This is a genomic window from Roseibium sp. JB4-4 (assembly GCF_055693425.1).
Genome location: NZ_CM146333.1, coordinates 2,996,522 through 3,015,841, shown reverse-complemented (window position 1 = coordinate 3,015,841; position 19,320 = coordinate 2,996,522). Strand labels below are relative to the sequence as shown.

The window sequence follows — 19,320 nt, the reverse complement described above, 5'->3', positions numbered from 1 at the left end:
TTCAGTCACCGCACCCGCCGCAACCAGAAGAACTGCATCCACTGGAGCCGCCGGCAGTACAGCCCGAACCGCATCCAGACGACTTGCTTCCCGCCGTTTTTTTGAAAAGCAAGAGGAGAACTATCCCGACTATGGCAACACAAAAAACGAAAACGACAGTATGTTCCGTAGCCCAGTGCCAGATCATGTTTCGAACCCGGTCCAGCAGTGTGTCGCCAGCCGGAGAGCCATGAGCAAAAGCAAGAGTGCTTCCCAGTAGAAATGCGATGAGCGCAGCACAGGCACCAAGCACGGCGCCAGGAAGCGACGTCAGGGCCTTGAAGACGGTCCGAACGTGATTGGGCCATTCCGGTTTGGCGATTATCCAGTGATCTTGTGTATTTATGCGACGGAAATGCGGTGCTTTCCCGAACCGCACGGAGGCCGGAGGCCATATGTCAGCAGGCGGTTTGCCGAATTCGGTTCGGTAATGCGCCAATGTTTTGGCGTAGGCATCGTTGAACAGTGCATTCTGATCTGCACCGCCCTTGGTCGGCATATGGTGCAAAGGGCCGCCGAGTGCGTCCTTGAAAGCCCCCCAATAGTGCTTCGTATAGGTCAAATGAAGGTGCCAGGCCTGGTCGACCTCGTCGCTTGGCGTAACCATGCCTGAGCCCAGCCGGCTGAGATAAGCAAAACGCTGATATTCCGTGATGACGCGCAGGGCATATTCGTGAGACCAGCCATTGTCCCGTGCCAGTCGTTTTGAAAATGGAAAATCGGCTTCGACCGCATCTGGATGACAAGCCGTAATGCGGCTCCACAAATCGGCGTCTTTCATGAATGTATTCCTCTGGAGAGATCCCGCGTCTGAATGGTGATTTTCTGAAAAATTGACTTTTACGACAATCCGAAATCCGATCTTGGTAACGATCAGGCAAGAAATATCGGTGATGACTGGCGATTGCCAGCAAACAGATGTCTTGCAGGCAAAGTTTCATCCACCTATATAGCGATCAAGCTTCGCGCCAAATCCAGAGCATGTGCTCCGGCGCGATCTCCGGGCTGGTCCCGGATTACAAGTGAGAGGAGCCGGGCCGACGCCTTCTAGGGTCTGTCTGGTTTGCTAGAAAGAGAGGCAGATATGGCAAAGGTCATTGGTATCGACCTCGGCACGACGAACTCGTGCGTCGCCGTCATGGACGGTAAAGATCCCAAAGTAATCGAAAACGCAGAAGGTGCACGCACCACACCGTCTATGGTGGCATTCTCCGACGATGGCGAGCGCCTTGTCGGTCAGCCGGCCAAGCGCCAGGCAGTCACCAATCCGACGAACACGCTCTTCGCAGTCAAGCGCCTGATCGGGCGCCGGTTTGACGACCCGACTGTCGCCAAGGACCAGAAACTGGTTCCCTTCGAAATCGTCAAAGCCGACAACGGCGACGCATGGGTTGAGGCAAACGGCGAAAAATACTCCGCGTCCCAGGTTTCCGCCTTCATCCTTCAGAAAATGAAGGAAACAGCAGAGAGCTACCTCGGCGAGAGTGTTACTCAGGCGGTCATCACTGTTCCGGCATATTTCAACGATGCTCAGCGTCAGGCAACCAAGGATGCCGGCAAGATCGCTGGCCTGGAAGTCCTGCGCATCATCAACGAGCCGACTGCCGCAGCCCTGGCCTATGGCCTGGACAAGAATGAAGGCAAGACCATTGCTGTTTACGACCTTGGTGGCGGCACGTTCGACGTGTCCATCCTGGAGATCGGCGACGGCGTATTCGAAGTGAAATCCACGAACGGCGACACGTTCCTGGGTGGCGAAGATTTCGACATGGTTCTCGTCGACTATCTGGCAGCTGAGTTCAAGAAAGATCAGGGCATTGACCTGAAGAACGACAAACTTGCCTTGCAGCGTCTGAAAGAAGCCGCGGAAAAAGCCAAGATCGAGTTGTCGTCCTCTTCGCAGACCGAAATCAACCTGCCGTTCATCACGGCTGATGCATCCGGTCCGAAGCACCTGACATTGAAGCTCACCCGCGCCAAGTTTGAATCTCTGGTTGAAGACCTGGTCAAACGCACCATCAACCCCATGAAGGCTGCTCTGAAAGACGCAGGCCTGGCAGCTGGTGAAATTGACGAAGTCGTTCTGGTCGGCGGCATGACCCGCATGCCCAAAATTCAGGAAACCGTGAACACCTTCTTTGGCAAGGAGTCACACAAGGGTGTAAATCCGGACGAAGTCGTGGCCATGGGCGCAGCGATCCAGGCCGGTGTTCTGCAGGGCGACGTCAAGGACGTGCTCCTTCTGGATGTCACTCCGCTGTCGCTCGGTATCGAGACGCTCGGCGGTGTCTTCACTCGCCTGATCGATCGCAACACGACGATCCCGACCAAGAAGAGTCAGGTGTTTTCCACGGCCGAAGACAATCAGACGGCTGTGACCATCCGTGTCTTCCAGGGCGAACGTGAGATGGCTGCCGACAACAAGGTCCTCGGTCAGTTCGACCTGGTCGGACTTCCGCCGGCACCGCGTGGCGTGCCGCAAATCGAAGTCACCTTCGACATCGATGCCAACGGTATTGTCAATGTTTCGGCAAAGGACAAAGGTACCGGCAAGGAACAGCAGATCCGCATCCAGGCCTCTGGTGGTCTTAGTGACAATGACATCGACCAGATGATCAAGGATGCTGAGTCCCATGCCGACGAGGACAAGAAGCGGAAAGAGTTGGTGGAAGCCAAGAACCAGGGCGAGTCGCTGGTACATTCCACTGACAAGTCGCTGAAAGACTACGGTGACAAGGTCTCCGAAGACGACAAGGCTGCGATCGAATCCGCTCTTGAAGAGCTCAAGTCCTCGCTCGAGGGTGAAGACCTTGAAGACATCAAGGCCAAAACCCAGGCCCTGGCCGAAGCATCCATGAAACTTGGCGAAGCCATGTATCAGGCTACACAAGCCGATGCGGAAGCCGGTGGCGAAGGCGGCGAAGAAGCCGAAGCCAAGGCGGAAGACGATGTTGTCGATGCGGACTTCGAGGAAGTCAAAGACGAAGACGACAAGAAGTCTGCATAACTGAAAATCGACAGCCAGCCGTGTCTCGGCTGGCTGGTCAAGTCTGGCGCCGGACGCTTGCTTGCCCGATCACAAGGGCACATGAGTCCGGCGCTTTCGCCGTAATAGTCGCGGGTGGGGCTTTGTCTGGATCAATTGAACATGCGACGAGCCCCTCTCGTTCCTGGCGCCGGGCCTGCCCAGGCTGCCGACGGTGCAACAACAAGACCGAGAGATCTTGATGTCCAAACGTGATTTCTACGAGGTTCTGGGCGTTTCACGCGATGCGGATGAAAAGGCGCTGAAAAGCGCTTACCGCAAAATGGCAATGCAATATCACCCGGACCGCAATCCGGGCGATGGTGAATCCGAGGCCATGTTCAAGGAAGTCAACGAAGCGTATGACACCTTGAAAGACGGCCAGAAACGTGCCGCCTATGACCGCTTCGGGCATGCAGCTTTCGAAAATGGCGGTTTCGGTGGCGGTGGTGGCGCTGGCGCGCATGATTTTTCCTCCACCATGTCCGATATCTTCGAAGAGTTCTTCGGTATGGGTGGCGGACGCCGTTCCGGTGGCCGGGAGCGTGGCGCCGACCTGCGCTACAATCTCGACATTACGTTGGAAGACGCTTTTGCCGGCAAGACGGTTGAGATCGAGGTCCCGACCAGCATCACCTGTGACGACTGTTCCGGTTCAGGTGCGAAACCGGGAACCAGCCCGAGTGCCTGCCGTACTTGCGGTGGCGCCGGGCGTGTACGTGCAGCTCAGGGCTTTTTCACGCTTGAGCGTACCTGTCCAACCTGTCAGGGGCGTGGGCAGGTCATCACCGATCCCTGCGAAAGCTGCAGCGGCTCAGGACGAAAGACCCAGGATCGTACGCTGTCTGTCAATATTCCAGCCGGCATCGAAGACGGCACCCGAATTCGGCTTGCCGGAGAAGGGGAAGCCGGTGTGCGCGGTGGTCCTGCGGGCGATCTTTATATCTTCCTGTCAATTCGCCCCCATGAACTGTTTCAGCGCGATGGCGCAGACCTCTACTGCCGGGTACCCATTTCCATGAGTACGGCAACCCTGGGCGGGCAATTCGATGTGCCGACTGTTGCGGGTGCGACAAGCCGGGTGAAGGTACCGGAAGGTACGCAGACAGGAAAGCAGTTCCGCCTGCGCAGCAAGGGCATGCCGATCATGCGCACCAGCCAGCACGGTGACATGTATATTCAGGTCACTGTGGAGACGCCGACGAACCTGACACGCAGGCAAAGGGAACTTCTGGCGGAATTTGAAAAAGAATCGTCCGGCGAGAACCATCCCGAATCTGCGGGGTTCTTTTCCAAAGTGAAGGATTTCATAGACAATCTCGGCGCTTGATTGGCCTGGTGCGTCTAAGCATTATCCGCGAGTTCGTGCAATTTGTACGCCCACCCGTAGCATATTCTGACAAGTCCCCTTATATTCACCTCCTGGGTGGAAGTGAGGTAAGATGTTGAAGCGTAGCGGGATTCGCGGGGAACGCCTTCGGGAAAAGATCGTCAAGGCCAATGCCGTCCGGGCAAAAGTGCTCGACGAAATGAAGTTCATACGATCCTGGGCGCAGAATCCGTTGAGGACCGGGGCTGTAACGCCATCGGGTCCCGATCTCGCTGCAAAGATGGCCTCGTTCCTGACACCGCGTCCTCATTGCCGTGTCGTCGAACTTGGACCTGGCACGGGTGCCGTGACCAAAGCCTTGATCGATCGCGGATTTGCCAACCATCATCTCAATCTTGTCGAATACAGCCCCGAATTCTGTGAAATCCTGAGCCTTAGGTATCCGGGCCTGACCGTATTGCAAGGGGATGCATATGCTTTGCGCGAAAGTCTGGAAAGTGAAGGCGGATTTTTTGCTGACCGGTCGAACAGGTCGGGCAAGCTTGACGGCATTGTCTCATCCTTGCCGCTGCTGACGAAACCGGAGTCTGTTCGAAAGGCTCTGCTGGCCGAGGCTCTCGAAATGCTCAAGCCTGGAGCGCCTTTCATTCAGTTTTCCTATGGGCTTGTAGCGCCCGTCAAGCCGAACAGTCATGCCGTCTCGGTGTTCAGTTCGGATTGGGTTTGGAAAAACCTGCCTCCGGCGCGGGTTTGGGTTTACCGTAAAGGCCACTAAACCTCCAAAATTCGTGCACAACGCTCTAGTTACCGTGTTCGGGCAAACACCTTTGGCGGTGTTGCCCTATGGTCGACTGTGAACTGGAGATATTTGATGCAAAATCCAAAGATCCTCGTGTGTTCAGGCTCGTCCCGGAGCGCTTCGCTGAACGGCAAACTGGTGGCGCTGGTGGCAAAGAGGCTGGCCATTCTGGATGCGGAGGTCACACACCTGTCGCTGAAGGAGTATCCCTTGCCCGTCTATGACGGTGACCTGGAAGAAAGCGATGGCGTGCCTGAGAATGCCTGTAAGCTCAAACGTTTGTTCCATGGTCAGGATGGTGTGTTCCTGTCTTGTCCTGAATACAATGCTGGCATCACACCGCTTATGAAGAACACTCTGGACTGGATAAGCCGTGTCAAGGAGCCGGGTGAAGCATACAAGAACAAGGTGTTTGCGCTCGGAGCAGCTTCACCGGGCGGGTTCGGTGGCATGCGCGGCCTAATCGGTATGCGCACGATCCTCGAGGTTGGATTGGGTGCAATGGTGTTGCCGCAGATGGTCTCAATTCCCCGCGCATCTGGTGCCTTTGACGAGAAAGGTGACCTTACCGACGACCGGATCAGCGGTCAGCTTGATCGGCTGGTGGATGCCCTCTTGAGAGCAACCAGGATCGAGATGTCGCACTGAGGTTGAAACCCGCGTTATTCTAGCGTGCGCCAATGATTGCTTGGAAATGCCGTGTTAGCCGCCTACATAGGGCGGCAGACAAAAGAGACTTACGAGGACTTGATGAGCGAAACGCGCGAACCTGCCCAGTGGCACGGTACGACGATCATGATGGTGCGCAAGGGCGGCAAGGTCGTCATTGCGGGCGATGGACAGGTGTCTCTCGGCCAGACCGTGATCAAGCACACCGCCCGCAAGGTGCGGCCGCTTGCAAAGGGTGAAGTGATTGCAGGCTTTGCAGGTGCAACCGCAGACGCATTCACGTTGTTTGAGCGCCTGGAAGCAAAGTTGGAGCAATATCCCGGACAGCTCATGAGGGCTTGTGTGGAACTGGCCAAGGATTGGCGCACCGACCGTTACCTGCGCCGGCTTGAAGCGATGATGCTGGTTGCCGACAAGAATGTGTCACTGGTGCTGACCGGAACCGGTGACGTTCTTGAGCCTGAAGGCGGCATTATGGGGATCGGTTCGGGTGGCAACTACGCACTGGCTGCCGGCCGTGCACTGGCAGATACGGATATTGACGCAGAAACCATTGCTCGCAAGGCAATGGCGGTCGCGGCAGAAATCTGTGTCTACACAAATGCCAGTGTAACTGTTGAATCGCTGGATACCGCCGAGTGATCGTCGATGGTCTCGTTTCGCCCCGTGACAATGGAAGATCTGCCCTTGCTGTCGGAATGGATGGCAAGGCCGCATTGGCGGGAATGGTGGGGCGATCCGACTGAAGAGCTTGGATACATCAAGGAAATGCTGACCGGCCAGGACACAACGCGTCCCTATTTTTTCCAGATAGACGGAAAAGAGACGGGTTATATCCAGGTCTGGTTCATCAAGGATCAGAAGAACACCGAATGGGTTGAAGACTACCCCTGGCTGGAGTTGCTGCCTGAAGAAGCGGTTGGCGTGGATTTGTCCATCGCCAGCGCGGCGGATCTGTCAAAAGGCATAGGAACCCGAGTTTTGAGTGCATTTGTTGAGAAGCTGCGCGGGGAAGGGTATGAGCGGATCATCATTGATCCGGACCCTGCAAATCTGAGGGCTGTTAAAGCCTACCGAAAGGCAGGATTCCGGGAGATCGAGGATCTTCTTGGCCGCACCGACGACAGTTTGCTCATGGAACACAATAATCAAGAAGGCGTGTCGTAAACGATGACCGATTTTTCTCCACGCGAGATCGTATCAGAACTCGACCGATACATTGTCGGTCAAAAAGACGCTAAGCGTGCAGTGGCAATTGCGCTGCGCAACCGTTGGCGCCGTCAGCAACTGGAAGGTCAGATGCGCGAGGAGGTTCTGCCAAAGAACATCCTCATGATCGGACCCACCGGCGTTGGCAAGACCGAAATCTCCCGACGGTTGGCAAAACTGGCCAAAGCTCCATTCACCAAGGTGGAGGCAACGAAGTTCACCGAAGTTGGGTATGTCGGCCGGGATGTCGAGCAGATTGTCCGCGATCTGGTTGAGGCCGGTATCACGCTGATACGCGATCAAAAGCGGGAATCGGTCAAGGCGAAAGCCCATGTACTTGCCGAAGAGCGGGTACTGGACGCACTCGTCGGTGCCAACGCAAGCCCGGCAACGCGTGACAGTTTCCGCACAAAACTGCGCGATGGCGAGATGGATGACAAGGAAATCGAAGTCGAGGTCCGTGCGCAGGCACAGATGCCGAGTTTCGATCTCCCGGGCATGCCTGGCGCAAGCGTCGGCGTCATGAACGTGTCGGATCTCTTGGGCAAGGCCTTTGGTGGTCAGACCAAGAAGAAACGGACCACGGTTCGCGAATCTTACGAGCTTCTGATCAACGAGGAGTCAGACAAGCTCCTCGATGAAGACAAGGTGGTCGAAGAGGCGATCTCGCTGGTGGAGAATTCCGGCATCGTCTTCCTGGACGAGATTGACAAGATTTGCGCACGCGAGGGCCGGGCAGGCGGAGACGTGTCCCGCGAAGGCGTTCAGCGTGATCTGCTGCCGTTGATCGAAGGCACTGTGGTGTCCACCAAACACGGCCCTGTCAAGACCGACCATATCTTGTTCATCGCATCGGGTGCGTTCCATGTGGCCAAACCGTCGGACCTCCTGCCCGAACTGCAGGGGCGTTTGCCGATCCGCGTGGAATTGCGCGCACTTAACAAGGAAGATTTCCGTGCGATTCTGACTGAACCTGAAGCAAGCCTGATCAAACAGTATGTCGCGTTGATGGAAACGGAGAACGTCAAACTCTCCTTCACCGAAGATGCAATCGAGGAAATCGCGTCGGTCGCGGTTGATCTCAATGCCTCGGTCGAAAACATTGGTGCGCGCCGATTGCAGACTGTGATGGAACGAATCCTGGACGAAATCTCCTTCACAGCCCCCGACAAGTCGGGAGAGGAAGTTGAGATCTCCGCAGAGTTCGTGAATGAAAATATCGGTGATCTCGCCAAGAACGTGGATCTGTCGAGGTTCATTCTCTAGGTAGGTCAGCAGAAAAGCCGGTTCAGGCAAGCGGCAATTTCGCCGCTTGCGATGCGTGCAGAGCAATGGCAGCATGCGCGAATGGTAGCTATTCGCAAAAGCAACGAGGAAGGCCACCGCCGGAAGTTTCTGGTCGTGGTCGACGAAACGCCCGAATGTGATCGGGCAATTGTTTATGCAGCCAAACGTGCGGCGCGCACGGGGGCGTGGTCACTCTCGTCTTCATCATCGCACCGGGTGATTTTCAGCACTGGCTCGGCGTGGAAGACATTATGCGCGCGGAAGCTCAGGAAGAAGCGGAAGCCACCCTTGCCAAAGCCGCCGGTCGTGTCCGGTCGGTCGCACGCACCGAACCTGAAACCGTTGTTCGGGAAGGGGCCAAGGCCGAAGAAATCATGGAGCTGATTGAAGCTGACGCCGATATCGCGATCCTGGTTCTGGCTGCCAGCACCGGGTCGGAAGGTCCTGGACCGCTTGTGTCGTCGATTGCAGGAAAGTCTGCGGGAACGTTCCCCATTCCGGTTACCATCGTGCCGGGGAACCTGGACGACGATTCCATCTCTGCTCTGGCTTAAGGGTCAGGGCTCCCGGCGATTTTGCGCCAAAAAACAGCGGCATCTTCAGGGCGGCTGCTTGACCACGCCGGTCGAGTACCTATCTAGTTTTTAACGGTTCCAAACTGCTGCGAGATGGTCTAAAAGGACTCATCGGTGTTTTGCGATAAGGAGAGGCGCAAGACACCCGCTTAATTCGGGCGCGTTCAAGAAACGCAAGGACGATGATCATGTTCATTCAAACGGAAGCTACCCCCAATCCGGCCACGTTGAAATTCCTGCCGGGCAAGGTCGTTTTGCCGGAGGGCACATACGATTTCCGCTCAAGGGCGGATGCCGGCGCTTCGCCTCTGGCGGAAAAACTTTTCGATGTCCCCGGTGTTGTGGCTGTCTTCTTCGGTCATGACTTCGTCACGGTGACAAAGGACGAAACCGACTGGCAACACATGAAGCCGGCTATCCTCGGCGTGATCATGGAGCAATTCATGTCTGGCCAACCGGTCATGATAGCCGGTCAGGCAGAGGATACCGAAGAAGGCGAATTCTTCGAAGAAGGTGACACGGACACCGTCAAAACAATCAAGGAACTCCTTGAAACGCGGGTTCGTCCGGCCGTCGCGCAGGACGGTGGAGACATCACCTTCAAGGGCTTCAAGGAAGGAATTGTCTATCTTTCCATGCGCGGCGCGTGCGCCGGGTGCCCTTCTTCAACGGCAACTTTGCAGCACGGCATTCAGAATCTGCTGCGCCATTTCGTTCCCGAGGTCGAGGAAGTTCGGCCGATCTGAACCGAATTCTTTCGATTTTTCAACGGCCTGACCTTGTTGTCGGGCCGTTTTTATTTCCGACTCGCTTTCCTTGTGGAACGCAAGCCCCCCATTGGACTTAGGTCCAAAGCTAGGCTCGACATAAGTCAGGTCACGCGGTAGTGGCATAAGCAACGAGACTTATGGTTGACCCGGTATGCGCGTTCTAGCGATAGACACAGCCCTTGCAAATTGCGCGGCCGCTGTCCTTGATGACGGTGCTGAAACCGCATGCTTTGAGGCATGCGCGGAGGAAATCGGCCGGGGCCATGCAGAAGCATTGATGGACATGATTGGTGAGGTCATGGCCGAAACGTCAACTGCATTTGCGGACCTGGACAGGGTCGTCGTCACCGTAGGTCCCGGCAGTTTTACAGGTCTTCGTGTTGGACTGTCCGTTGCTCGCGGTTTCGGTCTTGTCCTTGGAAAACCTGTTGTCGGCATCACGACACTGGCCGCGATTGCTCGGTCTGCGGCACCTCATGATGGCGGAGCGCCGATCCTGGTTGCGTTGACCGGGAAGGGTGATGAAGTCTATTGCCAGGAATTTGATGCAGATGGATTTCCTGCAAGTCAGGCCGCTGTACGCTCCTTGCAGGATCTTGCAGGTGACTTGCCGGAGCAAATAAGGTTCGCGGGTTCGGCAGCGTATAAAATTGTCGATGGATTGGGACTGCCACGTGAGCGTGTCTTGTCCATCAACGGATTTCCGGGTATCCGGGATGTTGCTGAGCTCGGGTTGACTGCGGATCCGGTTGTTTCGTCTCCTTCGCCGCTGTATCTGCGGCCCCCGGACGCAAAACCGCAGACAAGGGGAAGGATTGAACGGCAATGAGTTTTTGGTGGTTCTGGACCCAGCCGCCGGTCGTTGAAGAGGCGCTGGACGAAGATCTGCCCAAGATTGCCGAGATTCACGCCTCATCTTTCGCACACAACTGGCATGCCGACGAATTCGGCCGGATGAAAGCACAGGACGGTGTGACGATATTGGTTGCACGCAGAGCGAGCCCCTATGGAACACGGGCGCCGCTTGGTTTTGTTGTTCTGCGCACAGTTGCCGAAGAAGCGGAAGTCATCACCATCGCGGTGCAGCCCAGACAACGCGGCCGCGGCGTTGGAAAAAAGCTCATGGAAGCCTCCTTGTTCCGGCTCTATGCCGAGCGGTGCAGTCACCTGTTTCTGGAGGTGGATGCTTCCAACGAGGCCGCCCTGCTGCTCTATCGCGGGCTCGGCTTCAAGGAGGTCGGCAAGCGCCAGGGCTATTACAGCGAAAGCGGAGGTGACGGTACGGCGCTTGTCATGCGCATCGATCTTCGCTAAGCGCTGTAGCACGGAACTGCAATGGGACATTAGGCGGCTTTTGATGACGGACGACCGGCAACCAACGCTCGCAGAGTTGTGCATCGCCAAGGGCATGCGCATGACGGAACAGCGGCGCGTCATTGCCATGGTCATTCAGGAAGCCTCGGACGAACATCCCGACGTGGAAGAGCTCTACCGCAGGTCTGTTGCGATCGATCCGGGTATTTCCATCTCGACCGTTTATCGCACCGTAAAACTATTCGAAGATGCCGGCATGATCGAGCGGCATGATTTTCGCGACGGTCGGTCACGTTATGAAACGGTTCCCGATGAACATCATGACCACCTGATCGATTTGCGCTCCGGGCAGGTCATCGAATTCCGAAATGAAGAAATAGAGGCCTTGCAGGAATTCATTGCAAAAAGACTCGGCTACAAGCTGGTAGACCACAGACTGGAGCTCTACGGAGTTCCGCTGAGCGCCACCGAGGACGACAAGGGCGATGGCTGAAATCAAGGCAGGCATCATCATTTTTCTTTTGACGATCGTCTCTTTGATCCTCATTCCGTTGCAGTGGGCTGCCATCAAATTCCGGTTGCCGGTGCAAAGAAAGCTGCCCGAAATCTGGCATCGCGTCGCAACCCGGCTTGTGGGCATCAAGATCCAGCAGATAGGTGAACCTGCAACCGACCGGCCCTTGTTGATCGCGGCCAACCATGTGTCCTGGGTCGATATCGCTGTTCTCGGATCGCTGATGCCGTTGTCCTTCATTGCGAAGTCCGAAGTGTCCGGCTGGCCGATCTTCGGCCTTCTCGCCAAGCTGCAGCGAACGGTTTTCGTCAACAGAACCCGGCGCACCGAGACGGCTCAGGTGGCCGATGAGATTGCGGACCGCATGGCGCAAGGCGATGCGATGGTGCTCTTCGCCGAAGGCACATCCAACGATGGCAACTGTGTGCTGCCCTTCCGGTCTGCGCTGCTTGGTGCGGCCACCAGAGCTGTCGGGTCAGATGAAACGTCCAGGGTTTGGGTTCAGCCATTGTCGGTGGCCTACCAGGGTTTTTATGGCCTTCCGATGGGCCGGGCGCATCGGCCCCATGTTGCCTGGTATGGTGATATGGAACTGCCTGGGCATCTCTGGGGTATTTTCTCGCGCGGAGCACTGGATGTGATCGTGCGTTGGGGGGACCCGGTTCTTGTCGACAAAGACACCGACCGGAAAGCGTTGACCCGAAAGCTTGAAAGGGATGTCAGGGCAATGACCATCGCCTCGTTGCTTCAAAAGCCGCTCGAAAGTGAACAAACAGACGATCTCAAGGCTTTCGAGTTCTTCTCAAACGCGGAAAAAACCGGTAAAGCTGGCGCCTGAAATTCTGGTGCGCCTCGTTTTCATAGAAAAGACGAGACTGTTCTCTAAGCGAGAGGGAAAGCAGCTCCCCCGCTAAAGGCACCGGCACTCATGACATGACGGCCTCGCAATGAAGGCCACGAGGAGCGAATGACCAGCCGCCCGGATCTAGAACCTGAAACGACCACATCTGCCGTTTCTCCGTCGGACAACACGACATCCGAAGAGTTGACCAATACCCGCAAGGTATTTGTTCGCACCTACGGCTGCCAGATGAATGTCTATGACAGTGAACGCATGACCGACGTTCTTGCGCCGGAGGGGTTTCAGGCGACCGATGATATGGAGGACGCCGACCTCGTCATCCTGAACACCTGTCATATTCGCGAAAAAGCAGCAGAGAAGGTCTATTCAGAGCTTGGCCGGATCCGCAAAGTGAAGGAAGCAAGATCAAAGTCGGGCAAGGATATGATGGTCGGTGTCGCGGGATGCGTGGCGCAGGCCGAAGGCGAGGAAATTTCCAGACGTGCACCGATCGTTGATCTGGTTATCGGGCCGCAAAGCTACCATCAGCTGCCTGAACTGCTGTCGAAAGCGCGCCAGGGAGCGAAAGTCGTTGAGACCGAGTTCGACATCGACGCGAAGTTCAATCATCTTTCGGAAAGTGCAGAAAAACCTGTTCAGAAACGAGCGCCTTCTGCCTTCCTGACAGTGCAGGAGGGGTGTGACAAATTCTGCACGTTCTGTGTTGTGCCCTATACACGCGGCGCAGAAGTGTCCCGGTCCGTCACGCAGATTGTCAAGGAAGCCGAGCGCATGGCGGCGTCCGGCGTTCGTGAAATCACTTTGCTCGGGCAGAACGTGAATGCTTTTCACGGAGAAGCGCAGGACGGAACCACCTGGGGTCTGGGGCAGTTGCTGCGCCGCTTGTCGGAGATCGATGGTCTCGACCGGTTGCGTTACACCACCAGCCATCCGCGTGACATGGATGACGACCTGATTGATGCGCATCGGGACCTGAAGACCCTGATGCCTTATTTGCATCTGCCTGTGCAGTCCGGCTCGGACAAGATCCTGAAATCGATGAACAGGCGTCACACGCGCGATGATTATTTCCGTTTGATCGACAGAATTCGGGCGGCTGCGCCCGGTATTGCACTGTCCGGTGACTTTATTGTCGGTTTTCCGGGTGAGACAGACCAGGATTTTGAAGACACAATGGACCTGATACGGCGTGTCGAATATGGCTCTGCGTTTTCGTTCAAATACAGTCAACGCCCCGGAACGCCTGGAGCGACCATGGACGACCAGGTGCCGGAAGATCTCAAGTCCGAGCGTCTAGCGGAATTGCAGACGCTGGTGAGCGAGCAGCAAAAGGCCTTTAACGCCTCCCGGCTTGGGATGACTTGCGATGTCCTTCTGGAAAAGAAAGGGCGAAATCCGGGTCAACTTGTCGGAAAGTCCCCATGGCTGCAGCCGGTTCAGCTGGACGCACCGGAAAGCCTGATTGGCAGTGTACAAGCGGTGGAAATCGTAGAGATCGGATCTAATTCGCTGTTCGGACGGCTGAATGCCGGGCAAGATGAACGAGACGATGCCGGCGCCATCCAGGCAAAAGCCGGTTGAGAACAGGAGATGTCATTTGACGCGCGACAGCCAATCTTCTTCCCGCAAGTCCACGGATCAATCCTCTTCCGCCGCTTCGGCATCCGATTTGACCCACATTGTCCTTGCTTTTGAAGACAACCGGCTGATCGGCGACCTGTTCGGTCAGTTTGACCAGAACCTTGCGCTGATCGAGCAGCGGCTTGGGATTGATGCCATTGCGCGCGGCAATCAGGTGACGCTGAAGGGGTCTCGCGCCGGATGTGCACAGGCACGTACTGCGCTTGAGGCGATGTACCAAAGACTGCTGCAGGGCCAGGAAATTCACCCCGGCGACGTGGACGGCGCCCTGCGCATGGCTGCGGCGGCCGAGGCACAATTGCCGCTACCGACCCTGGAGCCGAAGTCGCGCCTTGCCTTTGCGCAGATCGCAACACGCCGGAAAACAATCGTTGCTCGAACGCCGACTCAGGACGCATATATTCGCGCCATGGATCGGGCGGATCTGATTTTGGAACAGGTCCTGCCGGCACAGGCAAGACCTTTCTGGCTGTGGCATATGCGGCAGCCCTGCTGGAACGCGGCGACGTTGCGCGCCTGATCCTCTCCCGCCCAGCCGTAGAGGCCGGTGAGCGTCTTGGCTTCTTGCCTGGCGAAATGAAAGACAAGGTCGATCCTTACCTGCGACCGATCTACGATGCTCTTTACGAGATGATGCCGGCAGAAAAGGTGGACCGCGGGTTGCAGTCCGGGATGATCGAAGTTGCGCCGCTCGCTTTCATGCGTGGCCGCACGCTGTCGAATGCTGTTGTTTTGCTTGACGAAGCACAGAACACCACGTCCATGCAGATGAAGATGTTCCTGACCCGTCTCGGGGAAGGGTCCAAAATGATCGTGACCGGCGATCCAAGTCAGATCGATTTGCCCGCAGGTCAGAAATCCGGTCTGCGTGAGGCCTTGGGCCTCCTGACGGATATCGAGGCGGTTGCGCATATCCGTTTCTCTGAAACCGATGTTGTTCGTCATGAGTTGGTTGGACGTATCGTCACCGCCTATGACAACGCCTCCCGCGAGGAATCCGTGGCGCGTGAGCGCCGCTTCAACGAACGCAAGCGCGACAATGGTCAGGACGGAGTTCCGCCCAGACCGCGTGAAGCTGCAGCGTCCTGAGAGCCGGGGCGAAGAATGTCGAACAGCCTGCCGGAGGGGTTTCAAATCGATCTTTCGATCGAGGCGGCCGGCTGGGCAGATGAATCTGGCTTGGAAAAAGTTGTTACCCGAGCAATCGCAGCTGCATTTGAGGCGACTGACCTAGAAGTCCGGAACGGGTCCGAAGTCTCGCTTTTATTCACTGATGATGATGCGATCCGCAAATTGAACAGAGAGTGGCGAGAAAAAGACAGGCCGACAAATGTGCTGTCTTTTCCGGGTAGTGACCCGCAAGATGATGTTTACGGGCCGCTTTTAGGAGATATCGTATTTGCTATTGAAACCATAATGCGCGAAGCGGAAGAGCTGGGAATTGAATTTGACGATCACCTTTCCCATTTGACAATTCATGGTTTGCTGCATCTTTTCGATTATGATCATCAGGAAAATGATGAGGCTGAACTGATGGAGAGCCTTGAGAAAACCATATTGGCCACTATAGGCATTGATGACCCTTACGCTGACAGGCCACTTGTGGCGGAAGGCCGTTAGATGGCATCATGTAGCGTGGCGTTCTTGTATTGATGGATGATGGACGTAAGTGAACCTGAAAGTCCGGCAAGCGAGCCTAAGGCCGCTTCTTCCGGACAGCCCCCGGAGGGGGAAGACCCGCAAGAGATGAAGCCGCAGCGATCTGCGGCCTTTCTGGATAAGCTCAAACGCGTTTTGCGCTTGGGACGGCACTCTTCGAGCCTGCGTGAAAACCTTGAAGACGAGCTCGCGCGCGAGGGCGGTGGTGATGCCGCCTTCTCGCCGGAAGAGCGCCTGCTTCTCGGAAACATTCTTCGCTTGAGAGAATTGCGCGTCGAGGACGCCATGATCCCGCGTGCCGATATCGACGCAGTTGATTTCGATACCAGCCTCAGCCGTGTCATGGAATTGTTTCAGACAAGCGGCCATTCCCGCATGCCTGTCTATGAAGACACGCTCGATGATCCGCGTGGAATGATCCACATCAAGGACGTGATGGCCTTTATTGCGGAGCGCGGTGCGCAAAGCCGGCCTGCAACTACTGTGGAAAACGGTGAGAGTGCAACCGAGATACAACCAGATGACCTCAATGGAGGTGCCCGAAATGGTCACAACAGGCCGCATCTCGATCTGTCCAGTGTCGATTTGTCGGTTTCGCTAAAGGAAACGGATCTGTTGCGGGATCTTCTGTTTGTCCCGCCTTCCATGCCGGCAACGGACCTGATGGCGAAAATGCAGGCCGGACGGATTCAGATGGCGCTGGTCATTGATGAGTATGGTGGCACCGACGGACTGGTTTCATTGGAGGATCTCGTCGAAGAGGTGGTTGGTGACATTGAGGATGAGCATGATGAGGACGAAGAATCTATGCTCGCTCTCGAGGCTGAAGGCGTTTGGACCGCTGACCCGCGCCTTCCACTGGAAGAGTTGGATGAAGCCCTCGGCACGCAGCTGACCGGCAATGAAATCTCTGAGGACGTCGATACCTTGGGTGGACTGCTTTACGTTTCGATAGGACGTGTTCCTGTGCGCGGCGAACTGCTGTTTGTACCCAAGGAAGTGCCGGGCTTTGAATTCGAGGTTATGGACGCCGACCCCCGGCGGATCAAGCGTTTGAAGATCCGGCGCCGACGGACCGAAATACGGCCCCAGGAGCTGCGGCGGCGCAACAAGCGAAGTGATCAGCCGGCTTCGGAACAAGCCCAGGGTGAGCCATCGCAAAGCGTTTCTGAACGAGAGCCGGCAAAAGAGCCTTCGCGCAAATCTGTTTCCGGCACGAGCGGTTGATCCGTCGGCTTTTCTGATATCAGGCAATAAAACCTTGACCCTCTTGCCTGGAGCCGACAAAGCTCCACAGCACTTCAAAGGGGAATAGGTTTCTGATGCATTGGTTGTCTCAACGGCTGTCCGCCCTGCCCAATTATTTTCTGTTGGCATGGGGATGGCAGCGGTGGCTGTTATGCATCGCCTGTGGAGCCGCGTCGGCACTCGCGCTGCCCCCGTACAATCTTCCCGTTGTCCTCCTGGTCACTTTCCCTTGTCTGATCTGGCTTCTGGATGGTGCCCTGGAGGCTGTATCCGGTGGAGCCTTGAAGCGTTTCCGAACCGGATTTGGCTTGGGCTGGCTCTTCGGTTTCGGCTATTTCCTCGCAGGTCTTTGGTGGATTGGCGCAGCGTTTCTCGTCGAGGCCGAACGCTTCGCCTGGCTGATGCCGTTTGCAGTTCTGGCGATGCCGGCTGGTCTTGCTATCTTCACTGGTATCGGAACTGCTTTTTCGGCGCTGTTTTGGAGTGACAGGTTTCGGCGCGTTCTTCTTCTTGCTGCGTGTCTGACGTTGGCAGATTGGTTGCGTGGCCATGTGCTGACCGGGTTTCCCTGGAATGCTTTCGGCTACGGATTTTCCGGGTCTTTGGCGCTGTCTCAAACAGCAAGCCTGATTGGAATTTATGGTCTGACATTTTTGGTTGTTGCCATCTTTTCCACCCCAGCCGTTCTTGCAGATACCAGACCGTTGCGGCAACGAATGTCGGCTGTTGGTCTTGCGGCGGCATTGCTGCTTGTTCTCGCCGGATACGGAGCTTTCAGGCTTCAGACGATTGAGACCAAGGCCTCTGACCTGGATGTGCGCATTGTGCAGCCGTCTATTGATCAGCAGGACAAATGGCGGCCCGAGTTCAGAGACCTCATTTTTCGAACATTTCTGGATATGACAGCTGCGCCGCTCGGAGGCGATGCACGCGTTGGGCAGGAGCGCATCGTGATATGGCCGGAATCGGCAGTGCCTTTTCTGCTGACGCAGGAGCCGGGTGCAATGTTCCGGATCGCGCAGGTGCTCACAGACAACACCGAACTTGTCTTGGGCGCTGTCCGCGCAGAGGCCGGTCCGAATGGAACGGAATACTTCAACAGCGTTTATGTCGTCGATGGAGACGGGGCTGTAAAGGGCATATACGACAAGGTCAGGCTCGTTCCCTTCGGTGAGTTCGTTCCCTTTAAATCCATTCTGGAAAGTCTCGGGATCACCAATCTGGCCGGGCTTCCGGGAGGGTTCAGCCCTGGTTATCAACGCCGACCGCTCAGCGTTTCTCAGGGATCCCGGTTTCTACCTCTGATTTGCTATGAGGCAATCTTTCCGGGAAGTGTTTCAGGGGCAGAAGACGGTCCCGACTTTCTCTTGAATGTAACCAATGATGCCTGGTTTGGCCGCACACCAGGACCTTATCAACATCTTGCTCAGGCAAGATTTCGGGCGATCGAAACCGGTCTCCCGATGATTAGAGCCGCAAACACCGGTATTTCCGCCATTTTTGACGGCAAGGGTGAAGTCATTGGCAAGCTCGAAATCTTCGAAAAAGGCGTGATAGACGGACAGCTTCCGCAGAGGTTAGGCAAAACTCTCTATGGGGTATTTGGCGACTTGCCCATGCTGATTATTTCAATCGCATTGGTAGTATTTGCGGGGATCTCGCAATACAACCGCGACTCGCGTATAAATTGATAAAAATTGTTTGAGTTGAGTGAAGGAAGTGTGATACAACCGTGAAATAGCCGATTGAAGGCTGCTTCATGCACCAGTGTAAAGTTGCGGGCAAACTTCGATCCTCTGGGACCTTGTGGGAGGACTTAAGAGGAGCTGTTGCAAACGAAAACGAGCGGACATTCACCGCGAGAAGAAGAAAGAGTGACGCATATGCCCAGTAAGAAGTCTCCAAATCCGATTGATATTCACGTAGGAAGCCGAGTTCGACTCAGGCGGATGATGCTGGGTATGAGTCAGGAAAAACTGGGTGAAGCCCTCGGCATCACCTTCCAGCAGATTCAGAAATACGAAAAAGGTACCAACCGGATTGGCGCAAGCCGGCTGCAGCATATTGCGACAATTTTGAAAGTGCCGGTGTCCTTCTTCTTCGAAGATGCTCCTGGAACACCTGAAGAGGCTGAAGGCTTTGGCGAAACACAGCCAACTTCCTATGTCGTCGACTTTCTGTCGTCCTCGGAAGGCCTGTCTTTGAACAAAGCCTTCGTAAGGATCGAAAACCCAAAAGTGCGTCGTCGAATTGTCGATCTGGTCCGTTCATTGGCCGGTGACGACTAACAAAATTCGACTGCGAGCTTGACGTGGCGAAAAACTTCTAAGATTGATGCACTCGAAGCGGCGATGTCATTCGCCGCTTCAGTCATATTCA

The 19,320-nt window shown here is 55.8% G+C and carries 18 protein-coding genes and 2 pseudogenes; 19 read left to right on the top strand and 1 reads right to left on the bottom strand.

Annotated features, from left to right (window positions below):
• Window position 1: 1 nt before the first annotated feature.
• Window positions 2-820, bottom strand: a complete 819-nt coding sequence (locus ACZ1HV_RS14110; protein WP_472715513.1) for a glycine-rich domain-containing protein — start codon at window positions 818-820, stop codon at window positions 2-4.
• A 303-nt stretch (window positions 821-1,123) separates the two neighbouring features.
• Between ACZ1HV_RS14110 and dnaK the strand changes: the two genes are divergently transcribed.
• From dnaK to ACZ1HV_RS14015, 19 genes and pseudogenes are all read left to right on the top strand, one after another.
• Entirely contained in the window at window positions 1,124-3,046 is a 1,923-nt protein-coding gene (gene dnaK / locus ACZ1HV_RS14105) for a molecular chaperone DnaK (protein WP_472715512.1), read from the top strand.
• Window positions 3,047-3,266: 220 nt separating this feature from the next.
• Window positions 3,267-4,394: a molecular chaperone DnaJ gene (gene dnaJ, locus ACZ1HV_RS14100; RefSeq protein ID WP_298818667.1), complete on the top strand. Its 1,128-nt coding sequence runs from the start codon at window positions 3,267-3,269 to the stop codon at window positions 4,392-4,394.
• A gap of 112 nt (window positions 4,395-4,506) precedes the next feature.
• A complete protein-coding gene (locus tag ACZ1HV_RS14095; protein WP_298818669.1) occupies window positions 4,507-5,169 on the top strand; it encodes a class I SAM-dependent methyltransferase in 663 nt (220 codons plus the stop codon).
• A 96-nt stretch (window positions 5,170-5,265) separates the two neighbouring features.
• Window positions 5,266-5,841 (top strand): NADPH-dependent FMN reductase, encoded by a 576-nt coding sequence (locus ACZ1HV_RS14090; protein ID WP_472715511.1) that lies wholly within the window; start codon window positions 5,266-5,268, stop codon window positions 5,839-5,841.
• Window positions 5,842-5,943: 102 nt separating this feature from the next.
• On the top strand, window positions 5,944-6,504 hold the full coding sequence (gene hslV, locus ACZ1HV_RS14085; protein ID WP_298818673.1) for an ATP-dependent protease subunit HslV: 561 nt from the start codon (window positions 5,944-5,946) through the stop codon (window positions 6,502-6,504).
• A 6-nt stretch (window positions 6,505-6,510) separates the two neighbouring features.
• Window positions 6,511-7,029: a GNAT family N-acetyltransferase gene (locus ACZ1HV_RS14080; protein ID WP_472715510.1), complete on the top strand. Its 519-nt coding sequence runs from the start codon at window positions 6,511-6,513 to the stop codon at window positions 7,027-7,029.
• 3 nt (window positions 7,030-7,032) lie between these two features.
• Entirely contained in the window at window positions 7,033-8,337 is a 1,305-nt protein-coding gene (gene hslU / locus ACZ1HV_RS14075) for an ATP-dependent protease ATPase subunit HslU (RefSeq protein WP_298818676.1), read from the top strand.
• Window positions 8,338-8,418: 81 nt separating this feature from the next.
• Window positions 8,419-8,912, top strand: a pseudogene (locus ACZ1HV_RS14070) (universal stress protein).
• Between the two features lie 209 nt (window positions 8,913-9,121).
• Window positions 9,122-9,679: a NifU family protein gene (locus ACZ1HV_RS14065; RefSeq protein WP_298818679.1), complete on the top strand. Its 558-nt coding sequence runs from the start codon at window positions 9,122-9,124 to the stop codon at window positions 9,677-9,679.
• 175 nt (window positions 9,680-9,854) lie between these two features.
• On the top strand, window positions 9,855-10,532 hold the full coding sequence (gene tsaB, locus ACZ1HV_RS14060; protein WP_298818681.1) for a tRNA (adenosine(37)-N6)-threonylcarbamoyltransferase complex dimerization subunit type 1 TsaB: 678 nt from the start codon (window positions 9,855-9,857) through the stop codon (window positions 10,530-10,532).
• Window positions 10,529-11,017: a ribosomal protein S18-alanine N-acetyltransferase gene (gene rimI, locus ACZ1HV_RS14055; RefSeq protein WP_472715509.1), complete on the top strand. Its 489-nt coding sequence runs from the start codon at window positions 10,529-10,531 to the stop codon at window positions 11,015-11,017. The genes tsaB and rimI overlap by 4 nt, the downstream gene beginning before the upstream one ends.
• A 43-nt stretch (window positions 11,018-11,060) precedes the next feature.
• Entirely contained in the window at window positions 11,061-11,510 is a 450-nt protein-coding gene (locus tag ACZ1HV_RS14050) for a Fur family transcriptional regulator (protein ID WP_298818685.1), read from the top strand.
• Window positions 11,503-12,369, top strand: a complete 867-nt coding sequence (gene olsA, locus ACZ1HV_RS14045; protein WP_298962482.1) for a lyso-ornithine lipid O-acyltransferase — start codon at window positions 11,503-11,505, stop codon at window positions 12,367-12,369. Before ACZ1HV_RS14050 ends, olsA begins: the two co-directional genes overlap by 8 nt.
• 129 nt (window positions 12,370-12,498) lie before the next feature.
• Complete coding sequence (gene miaB, locus ACZ1HV_RS14040; protein WP_472715508.1) at window positions 12,499-13,974, top strand: tRNA (N6-isopentenyl adenosine(37)-C2)-methylthiotransferase MiaB; 1,476 nt, start codon at window positions 12,499-12,501, stop codon at window positions 13,972-13,974.
• Window positions 13,943-15,123 (top strand): annotated as a pseudogene (locus ACZ1HV_RS14035) (PhoH family protein). The gene miaB and the pseudogene ACZ1HV_RS14035 overlap by 32 nt, the downstream one beginning before the upstream one ends.
• A 15-nt stretch (window positions 15,124-15,138) precedes the next feature.
• Window positions 15,139-15,654, top strand: coding sequence for an rRNA maturation RNase YbeY (gene ybeY / locus ACZ1HV_RS14030; protein ID WP_472715507.1), 516 nt, complete (start codon window positions 15,139-15,141; stop codon window positions 15,652-15,654).
• A gap of 36 nt (window positions 15,655-15,690) precedes the next feature.
• Complete coding sequence (locus ACZ1HV_RS14025) at window positions 15,691-16,920, top strand: transporter associated domain-containing protein (RefSeq protein WP_472715506.1); 1,230 nt, start codon at window positions 15,691-15,693, stop codon at window positions 16,918-16,920.
• Between the two features lie 95 nt (window positions 16,921-17,015).
• A complete protein-coding gene (gene lnt / locus ACZ1HV_RS14020) occupies window positions 17,016-18,632 on the top strand; it encodes an apolipoprotein N-acyltransferase (RefSeq protein ID WP_472715505.1) in 1,617 nt (538 codons plus the stop codon).
• A gap of 192 nt (window positions 18,633-18,824) precedes the next feature.
• A complete protein-coding gene (locus ACZ1HV_RS14015; protein WP_298818700.1) occupies window positions 18,825-19,229 on the top strand; it encodes a helix-turn-helix domain-containing protein in 405 nt (134 codons plus the stop codon).
• The last annotated feature ends 91 nt before the right edge of the window (window positions 19,230-19,320 follow it).